Source organism: Thalassospira sp. UBA848 (assembly GCF_002295455.1).
Taxonomy (GTDB): Bacteria; Pseudomonadota; Alphaproteobacteria; order Rhodospirillales; family Thalassospiraceae; genus Thalassospira.
In genome coordinates this window covers 27,246-51,415 of sequence record NZ_DBGS01000038.1, presented here as the reverse complement: position 1 = coordinate 51,415, position 24,170 = coordinate 27,246, and the positions used below count along the sequence as shown (strand labels likewise).

The window sequence follows — 24,170 nt, the reverse complement described above, 5'->3', positions numbered from 1 at the left end:
TGCTTTCTTGGCGGAATACCCGGATTTCTGCGGGTTGGTTAAGTCTCACAGCGACAATTGCGCAATTACTAATAACAAATGATTTGCATTATCATTGCGAAAAGGATTGATTTTCATTCTCAATAACTGATAAATCGCTCGACAGGCAATCCTAATCTGAGGGAACGGGAATGAAATTTTTGGGTGTATTTGCTGCTCTGACCATGCTGGTCACAGGCACCGCACAGGCAGCAGAATCGGTCACGGTGACCGACGTTACCGGACGTGAAGTTACAGTCGAAGTACCAGTTCAGAAGGTCATTCTGGGCGAAGGCCGCCTGATCTATGGTCTGGCGACGCTTGATAGCGAAGACCCGTTCGAACGTGTCGTCGGCTGGCGAGACGACCTCAAGAAAGCCGATCCGCAGGGGTACGGCCTGTATGCCGCGAAATATCCGCGCATCGACGACATTCCGACTTTTGGCGGTATCAAGGACGGTACCTTTAATATCGAACAGGCGATCTCGCTGAATCCGGACATTGTCATCATGAACCTTGAAGCCAAGGGTGCCACCGAAGAAGGCGGTTTTGATGAAAAACTCGCCGCTGTCGGCATTCCGCTGGTTTATATCGACTTCCGCGAAGCCCCGATCAAAAACACCGAAACAAGCATGAAAATCCTCGGTCAGCTGACCGGCAAGGAAGATCGAGCAGCAGAATTCATCAAATTCCGTTCTGACCACATCAATGAAGTTGAAAAACGTCTTCGTGAAGCGAACCCGGAAAAGCCTGACGTATTTATCGAACGCGCAGCAGGCTATTCCGAGGAATGCTGCATGTCGTTTGGCAATGAAAACTTCGGCAAAATGGTCGAGATGGCAGGCGGCGTGAACATCGCAGCCCCAATTATTCCGGGCACATTTGGCACCATCAACCCCGAACAGGTGATTGCATCCAACCCGGACCAGTTCGTCGGCACAGGCGGTGACTGGGAAGCCTATGCACCAGGCATGGGATGGGTTCCGGTTGGACCTGGTGCTGATATGACCGAAGCCAAGCGCAAGCTTGATGGCCTGATGGAACGCCCTGCCTTTACCGGCATTGATGCCACCAAGAATGGCAACATTCATGTGGTCTGGCACCAGTTCTATAACAGCCCGTATCAGTTCGTGGTGATCGAACAGATGGCAAAATGGTTCCACCCGGACCTGTTTGCCGATATCGACCCGGAAGCAACTTTCAAAGAGCTTCATGATCGCTTCCTGCCGCTCGATTACAAGCCGGGCTACTTCATCTCAAGCAGCGATACAGCCACAAACTGATGACGACCAAACAACTCAACGTCGAAGCCGGGAGCGTGCATTACAAGGCACGCTCCCTGCAGCGTTTCCTGCTCCTGCTCACAATGGGCGGGGCATTGTTTCTTTCGTTTGCCATCGATCTGGCAACGGGCCCGGCGAACTATCCGTTATCAGACGTGATCGCCACCCTGCTTGATCCATGGTCGGCCTCCGATCAGTTGCGCGTGGTGATCTGGGATATCCGCATGCCGATCGCGCTGATGGCGCTCACGGTGGGTGCGGCCCTGTCGACCGCAGGCGCACAGATGCAAACCATCCTTGCCAACCCGCTGGCCAGCCCGTTTACGCTGGGCATTTCGGCCGCCGCCGGGTTTGGTGCGGCGCTGGCCTTGGTACTCGGTGTGGCACTGCTGCCGGCCTTTGTTGATTTCATCATTCCGCTCAATGCGTTCGTCATGGCGATGGGCACGGCATTGATCATCCATTTCTTCAGCCGCCTGCGCGGTGTAACGGTCGAAACCATCGTTTTGCTCGGTATCGCACTGGTCTTTACCTTCAACGCACTTCTGGCACTTTTGCAATATCTGGCAAGTGAACAGGCCCTTGCCGCGGTTGTGTTTTGGACCATGGGATCGCTGGTCAAGGCGACCTGGACCAAGGTGGCCGTGACCGCCGTTGCGGTTGTGATCGCCATTCCGCTCTTTACCCGTCAGGCATGGGCATTGACCGCCCTTCGTCTGGGCGATGCCAAGGCGGAAAGTTTTGGTGTGAATGTACAGGGGCTTCGCCTGCGCACCATGCTGATCGTCAGCCTTCTGGCCGCCATTCCCGTTTCTTTTGTCGGCACGATTGGCTTTATCGGACTTGTCGGGCCGCATATTGCCCGCATGCTGGTTGGTGAAGATCAACGCTTCTTCCTGCCGGCATCGGTTCTGTGCGGGGCGTTGATCCTGTCTGCGACCTCGGTGCTTTCGAAATTGCTGATCCCGGGTGCAATCCTGCCGATCGGGGTGATTACAGCCCTTGTCGGTGTGCCCTTCTTCTTCTCGCTGATTTTCGCAAGTCGGAGGAAATCATGGTAACCCTGCGTCTCGAAGATATCGGAACCCGCTATGGCAAGGTGCAGGTGGTTTCAGGTGTCACCACCCCGACCATCCAGCCCGGCACCGTAACCGCCGTCATCGGGCCGAACGCGGCAGGGAAATCAAGCCTGTTTCGCCGTGTGGCCGGCCTTGCACAGGGCGACGGTGTTGTGGATCTGGGGTCGCATAGACCAGATCGCAACACGATCTGTTATATGCCACAGGATACCGGTTCAACCGCAGTTCTGTCGGTCTATGAATCGGTCATTCTTGCGGCCAAGCAGGGGTCTAGCCTGCGCGTCCGCACCGAGGAACTGGCCCGGATTGATGACATTCTGGCCGCCTTGCGCATTGGTGATCTTGCCGGGCGTAATCTGGGCGAACTTAGCGGTGGCCAACGACAACTGGTCGCCATTGCCCAGACACTGGTACGCGATCCGAAAATCCTTTTGATGGATGAGCCGACCTCGGCCCTTGATCTGCATCGCCAGATGGAAGTTCTGTCCTTCATGCGTGACGTCGCCAAGGGTCAGAACATCATTGTTCTTATTGCCATTCATGATCTGAACCACGCCCTGCAATATTGCGATCAGGCCATGGCGATTCGTGATGGCCGCATGGTGGCATTTGGCCCGTGTTCGGATGTGATCGACAGCGACCTTCTGCGCGATGTCTATCAGGTTGATGGCCATGTAGAACTCAATTCAATGGGTCATCCGCATATCGTATTGCGCGGGCCAAGCGATGAAACCAACAGCCGGCACAATACCGCCGTCGGCCACAATGACATGCCGAAGTCTGCAATGGCTGCCCAATAGAAAGGCGCAGCTTTCCTTGTGATTAAAAACTTTGCATTTGAGGCATTTTCTGCTTCCATGGGAAGATGATGATCATGCATCGCAACAGCGTCATGTTTGGCGCTGTTTTCCTTTGTGAACAGGGGCAGAAACCCTTGGCGATGTCTTTCATGCTTCAGGAGGCAGAACTTGCAGACCGGCGCGCCATTCAGTTTTGAACGCTTTACCTTTCCCGACCTGAAAACCCTGTTGGCAAAGTCAAGCCCGCTTCGTTCCGGCGATTTGCTGGCCGGACTGGCGGCAAGTTCAGATGAGGAACGGGTGGCGGCACGCTTTGCGCTTGCCGATGTACCGCTCAAACGGTTTTTAAGCGAGGCACTCGTACCCTACGAAGACGATGATGTCACGCGCATGATCATTGATGACCATGATGCAGATGCCTTTGCGCCGGTATCCTCGATGACCGTTGGCGATTTTCGCAACTGGCTTCTGACCGATGATGCCACCCCCGAAGCGCTCAGGCATCTGGCCCCCGGCCTGACGCCCGAAATGGTCGCGGCGGTATCAAAACTGATGCGCAATCAGGACCTGATTGCGGTAGCCAAGAAATGCCACGTGGTCACGGCCTTTCGTAATACAGTTGGCTTGCCCGGCCATCTTTCGGTGCGCCTGCAACCCAATCATCCGACCGATGATCCTGCCGGTGTTGCGGCCTCCATCCTTGATGGTCTGATGCATGGCAGTGGGGACGCGGTGATTGGCATCAATCCGGCCACTGACAGCCCCGAAGCCATGATCGAGCTTCTCAAACTAATTGACGAGGTCCGTGAACGGATCGATATCCCGACCCAGTCATGCGTTTTGGCCCACGTCACCACGGCCATTGACGTGATGGCGCGCAATGCGCCGGTTGATCTGGTGTTCCAGTCGATTGCCGGCACGCAAAAGGCCAATGAAAGCTTTGGCATCACCCAGGCCATGCTGGCCGAGGCCGAAGACGCCGCCAAGGGGCTTAAACGCGGCACAGTCGGCAATAATGTGATGTATTTCGAAACCGGTCAGGGAGCCGCCCTTTCAGCAGACGCCCACGAAGGCATTGATCAGCAAACTGTCGAGGCGCGCGCCTATGCGGTTGCGCGCAAGTATTCGCCACTTCTGGTCAATACGGTGGTCGGCTTTATCGGGCCGGAATATCTGTTTGATGGCAAGCAAATCACCCGTGCGGGGCTTGAAGACCATTTTTGTGGCAAGTTGCTTGGCGTGCCGATGGGCTGTGATGTTTGCTATACCAACCATGCCGAAGCTGATCAGGATGACATGGACAACCTGCTGACCCTTTTGGGTGTTGCCGGCTGCAATTTTGTCATCGGTGTTCCGGGTGCGGATGACATCATGCTCAATTACCAAAGCACGAGTTTCCATGATGCGATGTATCTGCGCTCTGTGCTGGGTCTGCAACCGGCACCGGAATTTGCCGCCTGGCTGCGCAAGATGGAGATCCTTGATCAGAACGGCCGCACCCGCCCGCAACTTGACGGGCAGGCCGCCCAGAACCTTTTGGCATGGTCGGGGGCCGCTTAAATGAGCAATCTGACCAACAAGAAAATCCCAAGCGGCCTTGATCCATGGAATACGCTTCGTGCCCATACCGATGCCCGCATCGGCCTTGGCCGGGTCGGCGACGGCTTGCCGACCGAACGGCTGCTTGAATTTCAGATGGCGCATGCGCGTGCGCGGGATTCTGTACATATGGCCTTTGATGCCAGCGCGGTTCGTGACCAGCTTGACGGGCTTGATCACGCGATCCTTGATGTCCATTCCGCCGCGCCGGATCGACCGACCTATCTACAGCGTCCCGACCTTGGCCGGTTGTTGGACGAAGATTCTGCTGCTGCACTTGGCAAGTACGTCGGGGATTATGACGTTGCGTTCATTCTGGCTGATGGCCTATCGGCCCGTGCGACCCATGACCACGCTGCCAATACCTTGAAGCTGATCCTTGATCACTTGGGGCAAAGCTGGTCTGTCGCCCCGATCACACTCGCCACCCAGTCACGCGTCGGATTGGGTGATGAAATCGGTGCGGCATTGGGGGCGAAGCTGACCGTGATGCTGATCGGCGAACGTCCGGGCCTGTCGAGCGCGGATTCGCTTGGATGCTATCTGACATGGGGGCCAAAGCGCGGGCGCTCGAACGCGGATCGCAACTGCGTTTCAAACATCCGGCCGGCCGGTCTGACCCCGGAAAAGGCCGCGAAAAAGATCGCCTATTTGATGGTCGAATCGCGCAAGATGGGTCTGTCGGGTGTTGCGCTCAAGGACAATTCATCCAATCCGGATCTGATTGAAGGCTAGGCATGCGGGGTGGCGGGGCGCGAAGACAGCGCCCTTGTTTGCCCTCAGCCCTGAAGCGCCTCCAGACCGTCTGCCACCATCACCGGATCAAACTCGGTGATATGGTAATCGGCCAGATCATGCTGATGAAACGGATCGCGCGTCAATTCATCTTCCAGTGCGGCCCGATCACCCTTGGCAAGGATCACGCCGCCATCGCGCGGCACCTTGCGACCGGATGCCAAAAACATGCCCTTGGCATAAGCCTGCTTCAGCCACGCGATATGGTCTTCGATATGCGCATCGACCTGTTCAAGCGGAACCTTGTAGTTCAGCGAGACAACAAACATTGCTGATTTTCCCTGTTGAATTCTGAGGGTTGGGATTGGGCACAATCCGGCGTTTCAACGCTGATCACAAATCACATTTTGGCGATCAGGCAGCTTTATGCACCGTCCGTTTTGCTTCCCATCCGGGTAAGAAGATATTCGATCCGCTCTGCATGCGCACTCTCGACCCGTGCAAGACTTTCAAACCACGCAGCGACGTCTTCAAGGCCCTCTTCGCGGGCAATGCGCGCCATTTCCGGATAATCCGCTTCGGCTTCTTGCTGCTCTTGGGAAAGTGCCGCTTCAAGGTTACGCCGCGTCGTACCCAGTTCCCGACCTGTCAGCGGATCACCTGCAGATTCCAGAAACTCCAAATGGCCAAATGCATGCCCGGTTTCCGCTTCGGCGGCGGTGCGAAACAATTCGGCGGCTTCGGACTGACCTTCGATATCGGCCTGCTGGGCAAAGTAAAGATAGCGACGGTTGGTTTGCGCCTCGGCGGCAAAGGCCTTGCGCAGGTTTGCCTCGGTACGTGTTCCCTTGATCGGCATGTGCGCCGTTTCCTTGTTATTGATCGACCTCATACAGCCATTTGTGTATGGGCAAATGTCGTAAAAAATAAGGCGGCAGAACCGGGTGGTTCTGCCGCCATTTATTTGTCGTAAAATCTGTCATCGTCAAGCGGGGCTGGGGCAATAGCCCATTGGCGTTGCCAGATTTCACATGCCTGTCACCTGCGCAAGTTTGCGCAAAACGACGGCGAGAATGATTATGCCGCGTCCTGTTCCGCGCGATTGCGTCGCAGACGGAAGACCAGGTCAACCGATGCCAGTTCCGTGCCGCTTGGCATGTTCGGGATGTTTGCGATCTTGACGTCACCTGCCGGGATGTCAGACAGCATGCCGTCTTCTTCGCAATAGAAATGGTAATGCGGTTCGGTGTTGGTATCGAAGTAGGACCGACCTGAATCAATCACGATTTCATTGAGAAGCTGCGCATCGGTGAACTGGTGCAGGGTGTTGTACACAGTCGCCAGTGACACCTTGATGTTGTTGCTCATGGCTTCGGAATGCAATTGCTCTGCCGTGACATGACGATGACCGTCATCAAACAGCAGACGTGCCAGTGCCAGACGCTGACGTGTTGGACGCAGACTGGCATCTTTGAGCCGGTTAAGCGCATTGGTGTATGGACGCGAGGTATGTCCCATAGCTTTGCCCCTTTGTTCGTGACCGGGCCAGAATCGTGATGGCCCTAATGAATGCTTGGAACAAGCCTAGAGAACCCGAACGCGTTATTCTTTGATTTTGATCAACTACAATCGCGGGACGTAATATTGCAAAATACAAACAAAAAAGGCCGGTAAAAAAACCGGCCTTTTTATTTGATCTGAGATCCGGATCAGTCGCCCGTCATGATGCGGTCGACCAGTTCCTTCACAGTCGGAATATTGCCGTTGGCATAGAACGGATCTTCGCCAAACTTGTAGGCGTTGTGACCGGCAAACATCAGTTCATGTTCGACATCGGCACCATGTGCGATGCTCTGAAGCGTCTTCTGAATGCAGAAGGACCGCGGATCGGCACGCTTGCCTGTCGTGCCTTCGTGCTGTTCCCAGTTGGAGAACTGGCACTGTGACAGACAGCCCATGCAATCGATCTGGTCTTTTTTGATCGTCAGCGCGCTCTCCGGGGTGACAAATACCATGGTGTCATCCGGGGTCGGCATACCTTCTGTATAACCGGCCTCAAGCCATGCCTTGACCTTGTCGGCATCGTCTTCACGCACATAGATCGGGCGTCCACGACGGCCAAGCGGAATACCGACATGAAGGTCTGCCTCGGCAGTACGCGAATAGCGTACCTGACGGTCAGATCGCTGATGAAGGTCTTCAAGGAATTCGTTGCGCACAGCCGAGCTATAGAAGCCCGTCGGGCTGAATTTGTGCAACGAAACATCGCCGTTCTGAAGGTTGGTCAGACGGGATTTCCATTCATCGGAAATCTCGCTTTCCTGCGTCAAAAGCGGACGCGTACCAAACTGGAAGGCCACCGGGGCAACTTCCGGATTGTCGATCCAGTCTTCGAAATCGCGCAGGAACCAGACGCCACCGGCCATGATGATCGGAACATCATTCAAGCCAACGGAATTCATGAATTCACGCAGGGCCGCGACACGCGGGAACGGATCTTCGGGCACCAGCGGGTCTTCGGAATTCGACAAACCGTTATGGCCACCGGCACGCCACGGATCTTCATAGACCACGCCGCCCAGCCATTCCGGTATCTTTTTATAGGACCGCAGCCACAGCGCACGAAACGCGCGCGCCGAAGACACGATCGGATAATAATGTACGCCATACTGCGCAGAGATCTGCGCAATCTTGTAGGGCATACCCGCGCCACAGGTCACGCCATGGATCAGACCTTTGGCACCTTCAAGAACACCATGGAGAATGGGTTCAGCACCGCCCATTTCCCACAACACATTCATATGCAAACGGCCTTCGCCATTGCGCATTTCATGTGCAATTTGTGCTTGTGCGATCCCGCCACGAATACCGTAAGCAATCAGTTCCTGATGACGGTCACTACGGGTTTTTCCTGCATATTCGATCGGGACCAGATTGCCATTCTCGTCATAAGAATCGGCATTCACAGCGGAAAAAGTCCCGATACCACCGGCAGCAGCCCATGCGCCGGAACTTTTACCCGTCGATACAGCAACGCCTTTGCCACCTTCGATAACTGGCAAGACTTCTTTACCCGACATGACGAGCGGTTTAAGGGCTTTCAAATTCGTCTCTCCCATTCGGCATTTGCCCACGACACCAAGGTATCGTGCAGAGTGCCGGACGACGTCGCGTTTTTATCGCCGTCCGGCATCTCAATAGCTTATTCGGCGTCGCCTGCATCCAGGTCGGCACCGGTTTCCTGGTCAACACGTTTCATCGACAGCTTGATTTTACCGCGATCATCGAAACCGATGACTTTGACTTTAACCTGGTCGCCTTCTTTCACGATGTCCGAAACCTGTTTGACACGCTCAGGCGCCAGTTCGGAAATGTGAACAAGACCGTCGCGCGCACCGAAGAAGTTTACGAATGCGCCGAAATCGACAGCCTTAACGACCTTACCATCATAGATATGATTCAATTCAGGTTCCGCAACGATCGATTTGATCCAATCGACAGCTTGCTTGCCTTTCGCACCGTCTGTATGTGCGACGGTGATCGAACCATCGTCTTCGATGTCGACCTTTGCACCGGTCTCTTCGCAGATTTCGCGAATGACCTTGCCGCCCGAACCGATGACGTCACGAATTTTGTCTTTCGGGATCGAGAACTGGGTAATGGTCGGTGCATTGCCCGAAACTTCACCGCGTGCTTCCGGCAGCGCCTTGGACATTTCGCCCAGGATGTGCAGGCGGCCATCACGTGCCTGTTTCAGAGCAATCTGCATGATTTCCGCGGTCACCGAGGTGATCTTGATGTCCATCTGCAGCGAGGTGATACCGTTCTCGGTACCGGCAACCTTGAAGTCCATGTCGCCAAGGTGATCTTCGTCACCCATGATGTCGGACAGGACGGCAAAGTCCTCAGCTTCCTTGATCAGGCCCATGGCGATACCAGCAACCGGACGTGCCAGCGGAACACCGGCATCCATCATCGCAAGCGAACTTGCGCAAACGGTGGCCATCGAGGACGAACCGTTTGATTCGGTGACTTCCGAAACGATACGGGTGGTGTACGGGAAGGCTTCCTTGCTCGGCATCAGCGGATGCAGGGCACGCCATGCCAGTTTACCATGACCGATTTCACGACGGCCGGGCGAACCCATGCGGCCAGCTTCACCAACCGAGTAGGGCGGGAAGTTGTAATGCAGCATGAAGCCTTCACGGTATTCACCGTCAAGGGCGTCAACGATCTGCTCGTCCTGACCGGTACCAAGGGTAACAACAGCCAGTGCCTGGGTTTCACCACGGGTGAAGATCGACGAACCGTGCGAACGCGGCAGAACCGAAACTTCGCCAAGGATCGGGCGAACGTCAGCACCGGTACGGCCATCGATACGCTTGCCGGTTTTCAGGATCGCACCGCGAACGATGTCTTTTTCCAGATCCTTGATGATCGAGGAAACCTTGCCTTTGAGTTCGTCCGGAACTTCATCACCAAGTTTTTCAACGATCTCGGCTTTCGCTGCAGCAACAGCAGCCGAACGCTCCTGCTTGACAACGTTTGCGTATGCTGCGGTCAGGCTTTCGGTGCCCAGTGCAGCAACTTTTTCGACCAGCGCGTCATAGCCATCCGGAAGACCGGCAACTTCGCGCGGCTCTTTGGCAGCTTCTTCGGCCAGTTCGATGATCAGGTCGAGAACGCCCTGGAACTGTTCGTGACCGAATTTGACGGCACCCAGCATGATGTCTTCGGACAGTTCGGATGCTTCGGACTCAACCATCATCACGCCATCACGGGTACCCGCAACAACAAGATCAAGATCGCTTTCCTTGACCGCTTCGGTCGACGGGTTCAGCAGGTATTCACCATCCTTGTAACCAACGCGGGCTGCACCGATCGGGCCGAGGAACGGCAGACCGGAAATGGTCAGCGCAGCGGAGGTACCGATCATCGCAACCACGTCCGGGTCGTTTTCCATGTCATGCGACAGAACGGTACAAACGATCTGGGTGTCGTTACGATACTGCGGGTGGAACAGCGGACGGATCGGACGGTCGATCAGACGCGAAACAAGGGTTTCTTTTTCAGACGGGCGGCCTTCACGCTTGAAGAAACCACCGGGGATTTTGCCAGCGGCAAATGCTTTTTCCTGGTAGTTAACCGTCAGCGGGAAAAAGTCGACATCCGGGCGCGGCTGTTTTGCGCCAACAGCAGTACACAGGACAACGGTTTCACCGTAGGTAACCTTGACGGCACCATCCGCCTGACGGGCAATTTTACCGGTTTCAAGAACCAGTTTGGCATTGCCCCACTGCATTTCCTTACGGACGACATTAAACATTATTTTCTCTTCCTCTTACAAACCTCTGGCGGACCCGAAAGTATACACGAGTTCCGAACACATTACTCATGAGGCTTGCATGACAGCGTCATGAGTAATGGGTCCGGCGTAAGCATCGGGTCGGCCCATCCGACCCTGCTTCTCGTGTTCCGATCCACCGGAACAATAAAAAAAACGACGGCGGAGGTCACCCTCCGCCGCAGTTCGATATCAGCGGCGAATACCGAGGCGTTCAATAACGCTCTCGTAACGCGACTGGTCTTTGCGCTGCAGGTACTTCAGCAGGCGGCGACGCTGACCAACCATCATGAGAAGACCACGACGGCTGTGGAAGTCGTGGTTATGTTCTTTCATGTGCTCGGTGAGGTTCTTGATCCGTTCAGTCAGGATAGCAACCTGGACTTCGGGGGAACCGGTGTCACCGTCTTTCTGAGCGTATTCCTTGATCAGCTCAGCTTTGCGTTCAGCAGTAATCGACATCAGGCATCCTTTCGCCTTTAGAGATTAAAAACACGCACAGGCCGAATTTCGCCACCATTGATCTCAGCCAACGCTATTGCGCGGTCATTGAGCATGGCACAGACGATTTCGTCCTGCACGACGGGGTTTTCAAGGGCATTGCGCTTTGCCACCGGCAACAGCCCGACAGGCTGGCCAGAGGAAAGGCGTTGCGCCTCGACTTCGGTCAGGGCCAGCGCCGGGATGTCGTCCAGCGCGGTCTCAACCGGAAGCAGTTTCTTCATCACCTCGTCCGGGTCCATATCCAGCAGATCCTGCAGGGGAATGGCGTTCCCTTCCGAAAACGGCCCCGCCGATGTCCGGCGAAGCGCGGCGATATAGCCAACAGTGCCAAGGCGCAGCGCGATATCGCGCGCCAAAGATCGCATATACGCACCTTTACCCGACACAACGTCGAGCACGGCATGGTCGCGATCTGGCATGTCGACCAGTCGAAGATCCTTGATCAGAATCGGACGTGGCTGCAAAACCACATCTTCATCGCGGCGTGCAAGGTCATAGGCACGTTTGCCATTCACCTTGATCGCCGAAAACTTTGGCGGCACCTGCTGGATTTCACCGATGAACTCACCCAGCACGGCCTTGATTTCGTCTTCGCCCGGACGATGATCAGAGGTCTCGATAACCTCGCCTTCGGCATCATCCGTGCTGCGCGCTTCGCCGAATTTCAGCGTTACGCGATAACTTTTGCTGCCGTCCATGACATAGGCAACCGTTTTGGTTGCTTCGCCAAAGGCAATCGGCAGAACGCCAGACGCCAGCGGGTCAAGTGTCCCGCCATGTCCGGCCTTGTTGGCATCCAGCAGACGACGCACCTGATTGACCACAGTTGATGATGTGATCTCCAGGGGCTTGTCGACCGCCAGCCAGCCATTAATGCTCTTACCGCGACGGCGACGCGCCATCAGTCGTCCTCATCTTCCGGGTCACCCGACCGGTCATCCACAAGATCCTGCGCGACGTGCGGGTCGCGAAGGAGGGCGCCTATATGGTCAGCGACATCAAAACTCTTGTCTTCGACAAATCGCAATGCAGGCACATATTTCATATGAACCGTATTGGCCACATGACTGCGCAGGTGCCCTTTCTGACGCATCAACGCTTTCATCGACGTTTCTGCTTCTCCGCCGCCAAGCGGGGTAAAGGATACCATTGCATTGCGCATATCCGGCGACAGATTGACACCCGTGATGGTTACCGGGCGCCGGGTCAGTTCCGGGTCGTAAATGTCTCCGCGCTCCAATGCCTGCGACAGCGCCTGACGGATTTCTTCCGCCACACGGAGCTGTCGCTGACTTGGTGCTTTGGCTGGTTGCTTCGCCATGTCAGTTCCTCACCGTCTTACAGTTCGACGGCAATTTCCTCGTTCTCGAAGCACTCGATGACATCGCCAGCCTGAATATCGTTGTATTTGGCAAACGACATACCGCATTCATAGCCCTCACGGACTTCCTTGACTTCGTCCTTGAAACGACGAAGCGTCGAAAGTTCGCCGGAATGAATAACGACGTTGTCGCGCAGCAGGCGAACGCCTGCGCCACGTTTGACGATACCCTCGGTGACCATACAACCGGCAATCTTGTTGCCAGAGATGGTAAAGATGTCGCGGATCTCTGCATATCCCAGGAACTTCTCGCGAACTTCCGGAGACAGCATGCCCGACAGCATCTTTTTGATGTCATCAGCAACATCATAAATGATCGAGTAGTAACGAATATCAACGTTGTCGCGGCGTGACTGTTCACGGGCCTGCTGGTTTGCACGCACGTTAAAGCCAATGATCAGGGCGTTGGATGCACGCGCCAGCGTAACGTCGGATTCGTTAATACCACCCACACCGCTATGCAGGACACGGACCGAGACTTCCTCGTTCCCGAGTTTCTGCAAGGTACCGATAAGGGCTTCGACAGAACCCTGCACGTCACCCTTGATGACGATCGGGAGTTCTTTGACATCACCGCTCTGCGAGAACATGTTCTCAAGCGCGGATTTCTTCATCGCAGCGGCCTGGGTCTCACGAATGCGGCGCTGACGGAAGTCGGAAACTTCACGCGCCTTGGCTTCGTTTTCAACAACCACAAAGTCGTCACCAGCAGACGGCACACCGTTCAGACCGGTTACCTCGACCGGCATACCCGGAATGGCTTCTGCGACACGGTTGCCGTGATCGTCGATCAACGCACGGACACGACCCCATTCCGGACCCGTGACAAAGATATCACCGGTGCGCAGCGTACCGCGCTGAACCAGAACGGTCGCGACCGGACCGCGGCCTTTTTCCATACGGGCTTCAACGACAACACCATCGGCAACACGTTCCGGGTTGGCTTTAAGATCAAGCACCTCGGACTGCAGCAGAATGGCTTCTTCCAGTTCGGTCAGGCCGGTGCGCTGTTTGGCGGATACTTCAACCGCCTGAACATCGCCGCCCATTTCCTCGACGACAACTTCATGCTGAAGAAGTTCGGTTTTCACCTTGCTCGGATTTGCACCCGGCTTGTCGATCTTGTTGATCGCGACAATCATCGGAACGTCAGCTGCCTTGGCGTGGCTGATCGCCTCGATGGTTTGCGGCATGACCGAGTCATCGGCAGCAACCACCAGAACCACGATATCGGTAACCTTCGCACCGCGCGAACGCATTTCGGTAAACGCTGCGTGGCCCGGAGTATCGATGAAGGTGATCTTCGAACCGGTTGCCATGGTGACCTGATAGGCACCGATATGCTGGGTAATACCGCCAGCCTCGCCACCGGCAACGTCTGTTGCGCGCAGGGCATCAAGCAAAGAGGTTTTACCATGGTCAACGTGACCCATCACGGTCACGACCGGCGGACGGCCGATCAGTTGTTCTTCGTTGTCATCGGCAGCAACCAGTGCCTCTTCAACGTCAGCATCGGAAACACGGCGCATGTTATGGCCGAATTCCTCGACAACCAGCTGCGCGGTATCAGGATCAAGGCTCTGGTTGATGGTCGCCATGACGCCCATGCTCATCAGGGTCTTGATAACGTCTGCCGCACGTTCAGCCATACGGTTGGCCAGTTCCTGAACGGTAATAACGTCCGGGATAACCACATCACGCACGACTTTTTCCTTTGGTTTCTGCGGGCCCTGGGCACGCGCTTTTGCTTTGGCCTGCTGGCGCTTGATCGATGCCATGGAACGACGGCGACCACCTTCGTCACCGCTCATTGCATTATTGATCGAAAGCTTGCCACGACGGCGGCCATCGTCACCCTTGCCGCGCGCAGCGCGACCGGCTTCTTCCTCGGCACGCTTGCGTGCAGCCTGACGGGCATTTTCCTCGTCAATTTCCTTGCGGCTTTTGGACTTGGCATCTGCCGGGGCCGCACGGCGACGTTCTTCAGGCACCAGCGGTTCTGCCGGCTCACCCTGCATAACATTTTCCTCAGCCTTCGGCTTGCCAGCCGGTTTCGGCTTGGAGGTCTTGCCTTTCGCGGTCGAAGCTGCAAGTTGCTTCTCGACTTCTTCCACAGACGGGGAGTCGTTTTCAGAAGCAGCCGGCTTTTCTTCTTCCTGCTTGGCCTCAGCAGCTGCCTTGGCTTCTTCTGCCTTGCGCGCTTCTTCCTCGGCCTTGCGCGCAGCTTCTTCGCGCGCACGAATTTCCGCATCCGCTTCTTCTTGCTTGCGGCGCTCTTCAGCAGCCTTCAAAGCAGCCATACGGGCAGCGCGCTCGCTATCGGTCAGATTGCCGTGATCATCAACGGTCTGGCGCGATTTCGGCTCTTCTACCGGTTCCTTCTTGGCTTCCGGTGCCGGCTTTTCTGCCGCCGGTGCCTGCTCTTCAACAAGATCCTTCTTCACTTCACGGAAGCGACCGGATTCGTTTTTTTCGAATGTACGCTTCTTACGCACTTCGACGGTCACAGATTTTGACCGTCCATGCGAGAAGTTCTGACGAACCTGCCCAGCCTCGATCGTCTTGCTCAATTCAAGCTTCGATCTGTTGAGGCTCAGCGGTTTCTTCTCCTGTTCGCGATCACTCATAATCCGTCCAACTTCCTCATTTCCTGCGGGATCGGGCACATCTGCCGATCCTGTCCTGTCCGTCTGGCGCTTATCTGGTCACAGAGTCTGATCTCAGACAGCGCGAAATCCTTCAAGCCGCTTGCATGAACGACCCAACCGCGTGGCAAGGCCTCCTGGCGCAACGGCCACATGTACTGCTTTTTCGCGACCAAAAGCCGCGCCGATTTCAGCAGCATCCAGAACGGAATAAATCGGCAGATCCCGGGCCTTGGCCTCGATCTTGGATTTTCCGTCTGCGGCACCATCGCGTGCCGCCAATATCAAGGCTGCGCCCTCGGCAATCTGGGCACGGGCCTTTTCAAATCCTGCAACAGCCTGTCCGGCACGTCGCGCCAGCGACAACAGATCGATACATTTGCGCGTCAGCAATTCTTCGATCCGGTCTGCAAGTGCGGTGTCGACCACGACTTTTTGCCGGGCCGCCCGGGCAAAGGCGTTCTTTGCACAGGCGGTATTTATCACATCCCGCGACGGGCACAACCATAATCCCCGTCCCGGTAGCCGTTCCTCAAGGTCTGGCACCACCGAACCATCCGGCCCGATTACAACCCTGAGAAGATCTTCTTTGTTCCGGACTTCGCCGGTGACAATGCACCGGCGTTCCGGAACCTCGGCTACCTTGCCGCCTTTACGATGCGACATGGCATCCTCCGATCAGGCTTACGCCTCTTCGCCTTCGGCAGTTTCTTCGGTCTCTTCTTCAAGACCATCGAACCAGCCAAGCTTGCGGCGGGCTTCCATGATCATGTCGTTGGCCTGATCCATGGTCATGGTATCAGCATCCCCGACATATTCGATCAGCTCGTCACTGGCGAGATCAGCAAAGTCTTCAAGGTTTTTGACATCGTTTTCGCCAAGGCGAACAACAACAGCAAGCGACAGACCCGGGAATTCTACCAGATCATCGGCAACCTTGAGCTCTTCACGACGCTTCTGAAGACGCTCTGCCTCTTCGGAAAGGAAGGTGCGTGCGCGGTTGCGCAACTCTTCAGCGATTTCTTCTTCGAACCCTTCGATCTCAGCCAGCTCTGCCAACGGCACATAACCGACTTCCTCGATCGAGGTGAAACCTTCGGCAACGAGGAGATGGGCGATCACTTCGTCAACATCAAGGGCCTTGATGAACATTTCCGCACGCTTGCGTGCTTCTTCCTGACGACGTTCGCTTTCGTCTTCCTCGGTGAGAATGTCGATATCCCAACCGGTCAGCTGGGATGCCAGGCGCACGTTCTGACCACGACGGCCAATGGCGAGGCTGAGCTGATCGTCCGGAACGACAACTTCGATACGGTTGGTTTCTTCATCAATAACAACCTTGGTGACTTCGGCCGGGGCCAAAGCATTCACAACAAAGGTCGCAGGGTCTTCCGACCACTGGATGATGTCGATTTTCTCACCCTGAAGTTCGGCAACAACGGCCTGTACGCGCGAACCGCGCATACCGACACAGGCACCGACCGGGTCAATCGAGTTGTCCGAGGACAGAACCGAGATTTTCGCGCGCGAACCCGGATCACGGGCAACCGACTTGATCTCGATGATGCCGTCGTAGATTTCCGGCACTTCCTGGGCAAACAGTTTTGCCATGAAGGTCGGGTGGGTACGCGACAGGAAGATCTGCGGTCCACGCTGTTCACGACGAACATCAAGGATCAGGGCACGTACCCGGTCACCCTGACGCACGGTTTCGCGCGGGATCAGTTCTTCACGGCGCAGAATGGCTTCGGCACGACCGATATCGACAAGAACATTGCCAAATTCGACACGCTTGACGACGCCGTTGATGACTTCGTCTGCACGGTCCTTGTATTCCTCGAACTGGCGTTCGCGCTCTGCGTCGCGCACTTTCTGCACGATGACCTGTTTTGCGGTCTGGGCAGCGATACGGCCAAAATCGATCGGCGGAAGCGGATCAACCAGGAATTCACCAAGATTGATGTTCTCGTCACGGATGCGTGCCTGCTCAAGTGACATCTGGGTGAAATCGTTTTCGATTTCATCAGTGACCTCGATGTAACGGGCGAGTTTGATTTCGCCGGTTTTACGGTCAATATGGGCACGAATGTCATGCTCATGGCCATATCTGGAACGACCGGCCTTTTGAATGGCCTGTTCCATCGCACCGAGAACCTCGTCACGATCAATGCCCTTTTCACGGGCAACGGCATCTGCGACCTGCAAAAGTTCCGGCCGCGGCATTCCCGAAGTTGCTTCCATATCCAACCTCTATTCTGCGTTTTCGTCAGTCCGGCGATTACCGGTGACGTGCGCGATCAATTCATCTGTCAGCACCAATTTCGCTTTTGCGATATCGGCCAACGGCAACAAGACACGTTCGCCATCCACAATCAGAGCGACCGCATTATCTTCAATCCCATCCAGCACACCGCTGAAACGGCGACGACCATTCACGGCCATCACCAGTTCGACCTTTGCCTCAAATCCCTTCCACACATCAAAATGTGTGGCGCGGGTCAGCGGGCGGTCGATACCCGGGGAACTGACTTCAAGGTGATAGGCACCCGAAATCGGATCCTCGACATCCATCAGGGCGGAAACTGTACGGCTGATCTCGGCGCAATCTTCGACATTGATGCTGCCTGTGGCGTCCGGTCGATCTGCCATGATCTGCAGGATATTGTGGTCCTGCCCGGTCATCGAAACCCGAACCAGCTCAAAGCCCAGCGCGTTGATTGACGGCTCGATAATCTCTACGATTTTCGCCATCAACGGGTCTTTTAACTGTTGTCCAATCAGCTCAGCCATAAAGCGATGCCATACCCCAAAAAGCACAAAAGAGCGGGCGCGGGGCCCACTCTTTGTCAGAATTTACAAAAAGCTTGGCGGCTTTATACAGCCGGTTTGCGCAGAAATCAAGTCAGGATACCGGCACACAACGCCATTCAACCCAAGGATTTCCGGGCATATCGGCAAACCGGGCAACCTCGCCGATCTGCGACCAGATACAGCAACGATATTCAATCAAACGGCCTTAAACGCGGCCACCCCCGCAAATGCTTGCACTGCCTGCCTTTTCCAATACCGGGAACCCTGCCACAGGACACTGTTTTCGGCACAGTTATCTTACAGATCCGACGGAACGCCGATCTGGCCATTTTTCATCAAAGAATAAAGTCTGTGCCCGGCGACATGCTGCAAACGCAGCCCTGCCCTGATCCGCCGTAATCTGTCCAGACACGCAAGCACCATGGCACCATGCATCAGACACAGCGACTCCCGACACAGGGTCGCTACCCGCCTGACCAAGCGCGACTTAGGATTGGCGTGGTTTGCGACGGAATCGCAGATAGTTGCACTTTTTTCCCTGACGCAGCGCCTTTTGCTCATAACGGGTCCGCACCCAGTCGGACGGCGGCGTGCGCCAGTCATCGGGGCTCTCTGCCAGCCATTCGAAATCCGGATGGTTATGCATATGCTGCAAGGTCCAGGAAATATACTGCATATCATCGCTGGCAACCCGGAACTCAGCACCATCTTTCAGAAGACGTGCGAGCAACGCCAGATTTTTCGGGCCGATAAAGCGACGCTCGGCATGGCGTTTCTTGGGCCACGGATCGGGAAACAGCAAAAAGGCCCGGTCAAAACAGGCATCCACCAGCTTATAAAGCAGCGGGCGCGAATCATCGGCAACCACGAGTACATTGGATAGTTTTCGCTCATCAAGATGGCGCAGCAGGCTGCCAACCCCGTCCATAAACGGTTCTGCACCGATAATTCCGACATCCGGGTTTGCTTCGGCCTGGCCGGCCAGATGCTCTCCACCGCCAAAACCGATTTCCAGCCAGAGCTGTTTGGGCTTTGCACCAAAATAGCTGTTCGGGTCGACCCCGGCTTCATCCGGATAGGTGATACCAATTTCAGGCAACATCGCATCCACAAGGGCCTTGCGAGAATCCTTGAGCGGACGGCTGCCGCGACGGCCATAGAAGTTTGGACGATCAGCGGTCGGGATCGGACGGTCTTTGTTGCGCATGGTCGTTTCTGTTGATCAGGGTCGGAATGAAGGTTCGGGTCGTCAGAAAATCAAAACGGGCGGCCCGGAAAACTCGGGCCGCCCGCCTCTTATCACGTCATGCGATTTTGGCAAATCGCACTTTTCAACGCGCTTTCTGCCAATCAGGCACCGAATGCCGATTTCAGTTCGCCAACCAGATCGGTGCGCTCCCAGGAGAAGCCACCATCGTCGGTCGGCTGACGGCCAAAGTGACCATAAGCAGAAGACGGCGTGTAGATCGGGCGGCACAGCGACAGATGCTCGCGGATGCCACGCGGGCTGAGATCCATCAGCTGACGCAGAACGTCACCCAGCTTCAGCTCATCAACATTACCGGTGTCGTGGTTGTTGACATAAAGTGCCAGCGGCTTGGACACGCCAATCGCATAGGCCAGCTGAATGGTGCATTTTTCTGCAAGACCTGCTGCAACGACGTTTTTCGCAAGATAACGCGCAGCATAAGCCGCCGAACGGTCAACCTTGGTCGGGTCCTTGCCCGAGAACGCACCACCGCCATGCGGTGCAGCGCCACCATAGGTATCAACGATGATCTTACGGCCGGTAAGGCCGGCATCACCGTCAGGACCACCAATCACAAAGCGACCCGTCGGGTTGATATAGATTTCATCAGCAGGCGGCATCCAACCTTCCGGAAGGGCCGATTCGACATAGGGCAGAACCAGTTCGCGAACAGCGTCCTGAGTCAGGCCTTCGGCATGCTGGGTCGAAACAACCACAGAGGTCGCTGCAACCGGCTTGCCCCCAGCATAGCGCAGGGTTACCTGGCTTTTGGCATCCGGGCCGAACTGCGGGGCTTTGCCCGAGTGACGGTCAGCTGCCATGGCACGCAGGATACGATGCGAAAACTGGATCGGTGCCGGCATCAGTTCATCTGTTTCGTTACAAGCGTAACCAAACATGATCCCCTGGTCACCAGCGCCAAGGTCTTTTTCACCAGCAGAATCAACACCCTGAGCAATATCAACAGACTGTTCATGCACATGGCAGTCGATCTGGGCCGTCTTCCAGTGGAAGCCTTCCTGCTCGTAGCCAATGTCACGGATTGCCTGACGGGCCTTTTCGATCATGACCTCTGTGGTCACGCTTTCTGGGCCACGAACTTCACCCGCCAGAACCACACGGTTGGTGGTTGCAAGCGTTTCAACGGCAACGCGCGAATCTTCATCCGCAGAAAGAAAGGCATCAACGATGGAATCGGAAATGCGGTCACAGACTTTGTCCGGATGACCTTCCGAGACGGATTCACTGGTAAATAGATAATCGGAAAGAGACATATAAGACCTTCTCCGGTAATGGGTTTCCAAAACTGGACCGGAGGGCTCCCGATACAGGGCTGTATCGATAGCGCCCACTTAGCCTTTTTTTGTGTGGTGGCAAGCGGTCCAAATCCGTCCACATTGGTCAGTTCTGGGTCGAACTGTCCTGTCGGTTGTGCCTTATCGCTATGTGAAGGTCAAGCATCATTGCCGCAAAACGGTAATCCGACAAACGCCTGACCAACGGCAACTGTACCGAACAGACAAAGGCGTGATTCACAATTTGCGAACCACGCCTTTCGACAAATATCTATCGGTCAAACCGATTATTTCTGATCGGAATCAGTGCTCTGCAACGCGCCCATTGATTTAACGAGCTCAAAAATTTTCTTGCGCTGGTTCGGATCGGTGATCCGGTAGTAGGCACGCACCAGTTCAAGCGTTTCACGACGGTTCATCGGGTCGTTGTCGAACGGATCCGGGCTTTCCGACATTTCGCGACGTTCATGCACCGATTTCGAGGAAACCTCGTCAGGCATATCGTCGAAGAAGAATGATACAGGCACGTCAAGAACGCGTGACAGATCGTACAAACGCGACGCACCAACACGGTTGGCACCCCGTTCATATTTCTGCACTTGCTGGAATGTCAGGCCAATCGCCTCACCCAGCTTTTCCTGACTCATACCAAGGAGCGTTCTGCGCAGGCGAACACGTGCGCCAACGTGAATATCCACAGGATTCGGGGCGCCGCTTGCGGTCCGGCCACGACCACGTCCACGTGTGTTCTTTACCATCGTACTTTCTTCCCTAGGCGACATTTAAGGTAGTTCCTTCTCTCACTCCGACCTACCCATCCGTGTTTTTGTGGGACAATTTCCGGACGGTTCGGCAATTTTGTCAGCCGTCTAGAGGGATTTTAATCGGCGTTTATATCCCATAGCGAGAACGGCGAAGAAGGTCACAATACCGTAAAATAGAAAGTCACGCCACAAATAATATACTGTTGTATGGTTTTTATCACTCAAAAGGGGGTGCAAAAGGGTAGCCCTCTCCCCTAAGGACAGGCTTGCAACCTTGCGCCCGTAGGAATCGAACACTACCGATACTCCCGTATAGGCCGCCCTGACTAACGGACGCCCTTCCTCAACAGTCCTGAATCGGGCTGCCGCCATATGTTGATATGGGCCTGCGCTGCGGCCAAACCACCCGTCATTGGTCACATTTAACAACCAGTCGGGCTGCTTGGCGTCATCAATAACCGCACCGGGGAAGATCACTTCGTAACAAATCAGCGGTGAAAAGCTCGGGATTCCGCTAACCGAAAGCGTTTGGGGGCCCGGTCCGGACGAAAAATCAGTCCGTCCTTCCGTCAACTTCGGGAAGGGCAAAATAGAACGGAACGGCACATATTCCCCGAACGGCACCAGATGAAACTTGTCAAAGTTGGCAACAATAGACCCGCTGGCATCAATGACCTGAATGGCGTTCCAAACTTTGTACGCATCGGTGTCGCGCGGATAGGTCCGCGGCGCCCCGGTGATCAGGATATCATCGGGCCCAAGAACTTCTGCCATTTCCATGCGCGCCTGCGTCTGGGTTTCGACAAAAAAGGTCGCAGCTGTTTCAGGCCAGATAACAATGCGCTTTTGATCGGGCCGCAGGTCTTCGGGGCGACGTGACATTTCCAGCAGCAAGGAAAAATGCTGGTTTTGCAGTTCAGGACGCCATTTGTCACGCTGAGGGATATTGGGCTGCACAATCTGCAAGATGGGCACATCTGCCGGCAGGTCGGATATTACAACATCCGATGTGTCAGGACCCGCCATCATCAGGCGTACCGCGCCGCCACCCCACAGTGCGACCGCAATCATCACACCGCCAATTGCCGCCAACTTACCGCGTTTCCCGGCAACAAAAGCTGCAGGCAAGGTTGCAAATAGTGCGGTAACAAAGGACAGACCATAGATCCCGACGACCGAGGCAAATTGCATCGGTGCGGCATCAATCGCCCAAACATGCCCCAAAAGGTTCCAGGGAAAACCGGTCAGCAAATGACCGCGTAAATATTCCACAATGGCCCAAAACACCGCGAGCAGTATCGCACGCCGCACAAGACCATTGCCCAGACGCCAGCTTGCCCAGACTGCCAACATGGGGAAAATTGCAAGTCCGCCACCAAGTCCAAGCAGGGCAAACGGGATCATCCAGCCATAAATTTCGGGCTGAACCAGAAAGGCATGACTGACCCAGTAAAAGCCTGCCGCAAAATGGCCGGTGCCAAACCACCATCCGGCAGAAAGCGCGCCCTTGTTGCAGCGAACGCCCTCAAGGCTCCAGAGCAGAACCGCGAAGCACACCGGCAGAACCGGAATCACGAAGAAGGGGGGCAGAGCCAAAACTGCCACTGCCCCGGATAACAACCAGACAAACCGCCTGCGCCAGCCTGAAAGACCGGCAAGTCGGCGCGCCATGGCTTCAATCATCCGTTTTTTCCTGCGTTTCTGCCGCCACGGCAGGGGTTTGATCCTCATCGCGGCGTACCATATGGATCCGCAGGCGACGGATGCGCCGTGGATCGGCATCAAGGACTTCAAACTGAATGCCGCTGGGATGTTCGATCAACTCGCCGCGGGCCGGAACACGCCCGGCAAGCGAAAAGACAAGACCGCCAAGCGTATCGATGTCTTCATCCTCGTCCTCGTCCAGCAAGCCAAAGGACAGCTTTTCTTCAAGGTCCTCGACCTCAAAGCGGGCATCAGCAATATAGCAACCGTCCGAAAGACGGATCAGTTTCGGTGTCTGGTCGATGTCATGTTCGTCATCGATTTCACCGACAATTTCCTCAACCAGATCCTCGATCGTGATCAGGCCGTCAATGCCGCCGAACTCGTCAACCACCAGCGCCATATGCGTGCGCGACAATCGCATTTCCGACAGTAGATCAAGCACCCGAATGGCGGGCGACACGAACAATACCCGGCGCAGCAATGATTGCAGGCTGAATTCACGACCAGCCGCAACACAGCCCAGCACGTCCTTGATATGAACCATGCCGGCAATGTCATCAAGCGTATCGCCATAAACCGGCAGACGTGAATGGGCCTTCTTGACCATCACCTCGACCAGTTCCTGCAATTCGATATTCTTGGGCACAGCCACAATATCGGCACGCGGGATCATGACGTCTTCTGCCGTCATGTCACGCAGGGCAATAATGTTTTCAAAAAGGGAACGTTCGTGCAGCGAGACCGGCTCGTCGTCTTCCTCGGTCCGCTCGGCAAGTTCTTCGAGCGTATCAGAAAGCGATGCTTCGCCATTGCGTGACTTGCCACGCTTCAGCCCCAATGCAGAGGCCACATTGTCCCATAAGGAGCCATTTTCGGCGTCCTGAATTGTATCCTCGCCAGTGCGAGGGCGCATACTCTCGTGGTCGTCGTCGTGTTGACTAGAGTCGTTCATGGGT

Annotated in this window: 22 protein-coding genes; 5 read left to right on the top strand and 17 right to left on the bottom strand. The window is 55.5% G+C overall.

Annotated features, from left to right (window positions below; translation table 11 throughout):
* Positions 1-170: 170 nt before the first annotated feature.
* The 5 genes from B2R48_RS05060 (at position 171) to eutC (ending at position 5,514) form a co-directional block, all read left to right on the top strand.
* Positions 171-1,301 carry an ABC transporter substrate-binding protein gene (locus tag B2R48_RS05060; RefSeq protein WP_296998472.1) on the top strand — a complete coding sequence of 377 codons (1,131 nt, stop codon included), beginning with the start codon at positions 171-173 and terminating at the stop codon, positions 1,299-1,301.
* The gene (locus tag B2R48_RS05055) at positions 1,301-2,362 is read left to right on the top strand and encodes a FecCD family ABC transporter permease (protein WP_296998470.1); all 1,062 of its coding nucleotides are present in this window, start codon (positions 1,301-1,303) and stop codon (positions 2,360-2,362) included. Before B2R48_RS05060 ends, B2R48_RS05055 begins: the two co-directional genes overlap by 1 nt.
* Positions 2,356-3,180, top strand: coding sequence for an ABC transporter ATP-binding protein (locus B2R48_RS05050; RefSeq protein WP_296998467.1), 825 nt, complete (start codon positions 2,356-2,358; stop codon positions 3,178-3,180). The genes B2R48_RS05055 and B2R48_RS05050 overlap by 7 nt, the downstream gene beginning before the upstream one ends.
* 168 nt (positions 3,181-3,348) lie before the next feature.
* A complete protein-coding gene (locus B2R48_RS05045; protein WP_296998465.1) occupies positions 3,349-4,740 on the top strand; it encodes an ethanolamine ammonia-lyase subunit EutB in 1,392 nt (463 codons plus the stop codon).
* Entirely contained in the window at positions 4,741-5,514 is a 774-nt protein-coding gene (gene eutC, locus B2R48_RS05040; RefSeq protein WP_296998462.1) for an ethanolamine ammonia-lyase subunit EutC, read from the top strand.
* Positions 5,515-5,558: 44 nt separating this feature from the next.
* Here the strand turns inward: eutC and B2R48_RS05035 are convergent, their stop codons facing one another.
* The 17 genes from B2R48_RS05035 to B2R48_RS04955 form a co-directional block, all read right to left on the bottom strand.
* Complete coding sequence (locus B2R48_RS05035; protein WP_062957147.1) at positions 5,559-5,843, bottom strand: YciI family protein; 285 nt, start codon at positions 5,841-5,843, stop codon at positions 5,559-5,561.
* 95 nt (positions 5,844-5,938) lie between these two features.
* A complete protein-coding gene (locus B2R48_RS05030) occupies positions 5,939-6,373 on the bottom strand; it encodes a rubrerythrin family protein (protein ID WP_213475759.1) in 435 nt (144 codons plus the stop codon).
* 218 nt (positions 6,374-6,591) lie between these two features.
* Entirely contained in the window at positions 6,592-7,032 is a 441-nt protein-coding gene (gene irrA / locus B2R48_RS05025; RefSeq protein WP_062957146.1) for an iron response transcriptional regulator IrrA, read from the bottom strand.
* Positions 7,033-7,223: 191 nt separating this feature from the next.
* On the bottom strand, positions 7,224-8,618 hold the full coding sequence (locus B2R48_RS05020) for an NAD(P)H-dependent flavin oxidoreductase (protein WP_296998458.1): 1,395 nt from the start codon (positions 8,616-8,618) through the stop codon (positions 7,224-7,226).
* Positions 8,619-8,716: 98 nt separating this feature from the next.
* The gene (gene pnp / locus B2R48_RS05015; RefSeq protein WP_062957145.1) at positions 8,717-10,840 is read right to left on the bottom strand and encodes a polyribonucleotide nucleotidyltransferase; all 2,124 of its coding nucleotides are present in this window, start codon (positions 10,838-10,840) and stop codon (positions 8,717-8,719) included.
* Positions 10,841-11,050: 210 nt separating this feature from the next.
* A complete protein-coding gene (rpsO, locus tag B2R48_RS05010) occupies positions 11,051-11,320 on the bottom strand; it encodes a 30S ribosomal protein S15 (protein WP_062957144.1) in 270 nt (89 codons plus the stop codon).
* Between the two features lie 17 nt (positions 11,321-11,337).
* Positions 11,338-12,264 carry a tRNA pseudouridine(55) synthase TruB gene (gene truB, locus B2R48_RS05005; RefSeq protein ID WP_296998454.1) on the bottom strand — a complete coding sequence of 309 codons (927 nt, stop codon included), beginning with the start codon at positions 12,262-12,264 and terminating at the stop codon, positions 11,338-11,340.
* On the bottom strand, positions 12,264-12,683 hold the full coding sequence (rbfA, locus tag B2R48_RS05000; RefSeq protein ID WP_062957142.1) for a 30S ribosome-binding factor RbfA: 420 nt from the start codon (positions 12,681-12,683) through the stop codon (positions 12,264-12,266). The genes truB and rbfA overlap by 1 nt, the downstream gene beginning before the upstream one ends.
* Before the next feature lie 17 nt (positions 12,684-12,700).
* Positions 12,701-15,370, bottom strand: a complete 2,670-nt coding sequence (gene infB, locus B2R48_RS04995; RefSeq protein ID WP_062957141.1) for a translation initiation factor IF-2 — start codon at positions 15,368-15,370, stop codon at positions 12,701-12,703.
* Between the two features lie 93 nt (positions 15,371-15,463).
* Positions 15,464-16,054, bottom strand: coding sequence for an RNA-binding protein (locus tag B2R48_RS04990; protein WP_062957140.1), 591 nt, complete (start codon positions 16,052-16,054; stop codon positions 15,464-15,466).
* 18 nt (positions 16,055-16,072) lie between these two features.
* Positions 16,073-17,629, bottom strand: coding sequence for a transcription termination factor NusA (gene nusA, locus B2R48_RS04985; protein ID WP_062957139.1), 1,557 nt, complete (start codon positions 17,627-17,629; stop codon positions 16,073-16,075).
* A gap of 9 nt (positions 17,630-17,638) precedes the next feature.
* A complete protein-coding gene (rimP, locus tag B2R48_RS04980) occupies positions 17,639-18,178 on the bottom strand; it encodes a ribosome maturation factor RimP (protein ID WP_296998449.1) in 540 nt (179 codons plus the stop codon).
* A gap of 508 nt (positions 18,179-18,686) precedes the next feature.
* Positions 18,687-19,406, bottom strand: a complete 720-nt coding sequence (gene trmB, locus B2R48_RS04975; RefSeq protein WP_296998447.1) for a tRNA (guanine(46)-N(7))-methyltransferase TrmB — start codon at positions 19,404-19,406, stop codon at positions 18,687-18,689.
* Between the two features lie 143 nt (positions 19,407-19,549).
* Positions 19,550-20,722: a methionine adenosyltransferase gene (metK, locus tag B2R48_RS04970; protein ID WP_296998444.1), complete on the bottom strand. Its 1,173-nt coding sequence runs from the start codon at positions 20,720-20,722 to the stop codon at positions 19,550-19,552.
* A gap of 308 nt (positions 20,723-21,030) precedes the next feature.
* Positions 21,031-21,501, bottom strand: coding sequence for a helix-turn-helix domain-containing protein (locus B2R48_RS04965; protein WP_296998442.1), 471 nt, complete (start codon positions 21,499-21,501; stop codon positions 21,031-21,033).
* 111 nt (positions 21,502-21,612) lie between these two features.
* Positions 21,613-23,190, bottom strand: coding sequence for an apolipoprotein N-acyltransferase (lnt, locus tag B2R48_RS04960; RefSeq protein ID WP_296998440.1), 1,578 nt, complete (start codon positions 23,188-23,190; stop codon positions 21,613-21,615).
* Positions 23,183-24,127, bottom strand: coding sequence for a hemolysin family protein (locus B2R48_RS04955; protein WP_062957133.1), 945 nt, complete (start codon positions 24,125-24,127; stop codon positions 23,183-23,185). Before B2R48_RS04955 ends, lnt begins: the two co-directional genes overlap by 8 nt.
* Positions 24,128-24,170: the final 43 nt, after the last annotated feature.

Coding starts and splice junctions, on each gene's coding strand:
- B2R48_RS05060 (WP_296998472.1), top strand. CDS start 171: ATGAAATTTTTGGGTGTATTTGCTGCTCTGACCATGCTGGTCACAGGC.
- B2R48_RS05055 (WP_296998470.1), top strand. CDS start 1,301: ATGACGACCAAACAACTCAACGTCGAAGCCGGGAGCGTGCATTACAAG.
- lnt (WP_296998440.1), bottom strand. CDS start 23,190: ATGATTGAAGCCATGGCGCGCCGACTTGCCGGTCTTTCAGGCTGGCGC.
- irrA (WP_062957146.1), bottom strand. CDS start 7,032: ATGGGACATACCTCGCGTCCATACACCAATGCGCTTAACCGGCTCAAA.
- infB (WP_062957141.1), bottom strand. CDS start 15,370: ATGAGTGATCGCGAACAGGAGAAGAAACCGCTGAGCCTCAACAGATCG.
- B2R48_RS05030 (WP_213475759.1), bottom strand. CDS start 6,373: ATGCCGATCAAGGGAACACGTACCGAGGCAAACCTGCGCAAGGCCTTT.
- rpsO (WP_062957144.1), bottom strand. CDS start 11,320: ATGTCGATTACTGCTGAACGCAAAGCTGAGCTGATCAAGGAATACGCT.
- B2R48_RS04965 (WP_296998442.1), bottom strand. CDS start 21,501: ATGGTAAAGAACACACGTGGACGTGGTCGTGGCCGGACCGCAAGCGGC.
- truB (WP_296998454.1), bottom strand. CDS start 12,264: ATGGCGCGTCGCCGTCGCGGTAAGAGCATTAATGGCTGGCTGGCGGTC.
- metK (WP_296998444.1), bottom strand. CDS start 20,722: ATGTCTCTTTCCGATTATCTATTTACCAGTGAATCCGTCTCGGAAGGT.
- rimP (WP_296998449.1), bottom strand. CDS start 18,178: ATGGCTGAGCTGATTGGACAACAGTTAAAAGACCCGTTGATGGCGAAA.
- B2R48_RS05035 (WP_062957147.1), bottom strand. CDS start 5,843: ATGTTTGTTGTCTCGCTGAACTACAAGGTTCCGCTTGAACAGGTCGAT.
- eutC (WP_296998462.1), top strand. CDS start 4,741: ATGAGCAATCTGACCAACAAGAAAATCCCAAGCGGCCTTGATCCATGG.
- rbfA (WP_062957142.1), bottom strand. CDS start 12,683: ATGGCGAAGCAACCAGCCAAAGCACCAAGTCAGCGACAGCTCCGTGTG.
- trmB (WP_296998447.1), bottom strand. CDS start 19,406: ATGCGCAACAAAGACCGTCCGATCCCGACCGCTGATCGTCCAAACTTC.
- B2R48_RS05050 (WP_296998467.1), top strand. CDS start 2,356: ATGGTAACCCTGCGTCTCGAAGATATCGGAACCCGCTATGGCAAGGTG.
- B2R48_RS04955 (WP_062957133.1), bottom strand. CDS start 24,127: ATGCGCCCTCGCACTGGCGAGGATACAATTCAGGACGCCGAAAATGGC.
- nusA (WP_062957139.1), bottom strand. CDS start 17,629: ATGGAAGCAACTTCGGGAATGCCGCGGCCGGAACTTTTGCAGGTCGCA.
- pnp (WP_062957145.1), bottom strand. CDS start 10,840: ATGTTTAATGTCGTCCGTAAGGAAATGCAGTGGGGCAATGCCAAACTG.
- B2R48_RS04990 (WP_062957140.1), bottom strand. CDS start 16,054: ATGTCGCATCGTAAAGGCGGCAAGGTAGCCGAGGTTCCGGAACGCCGG.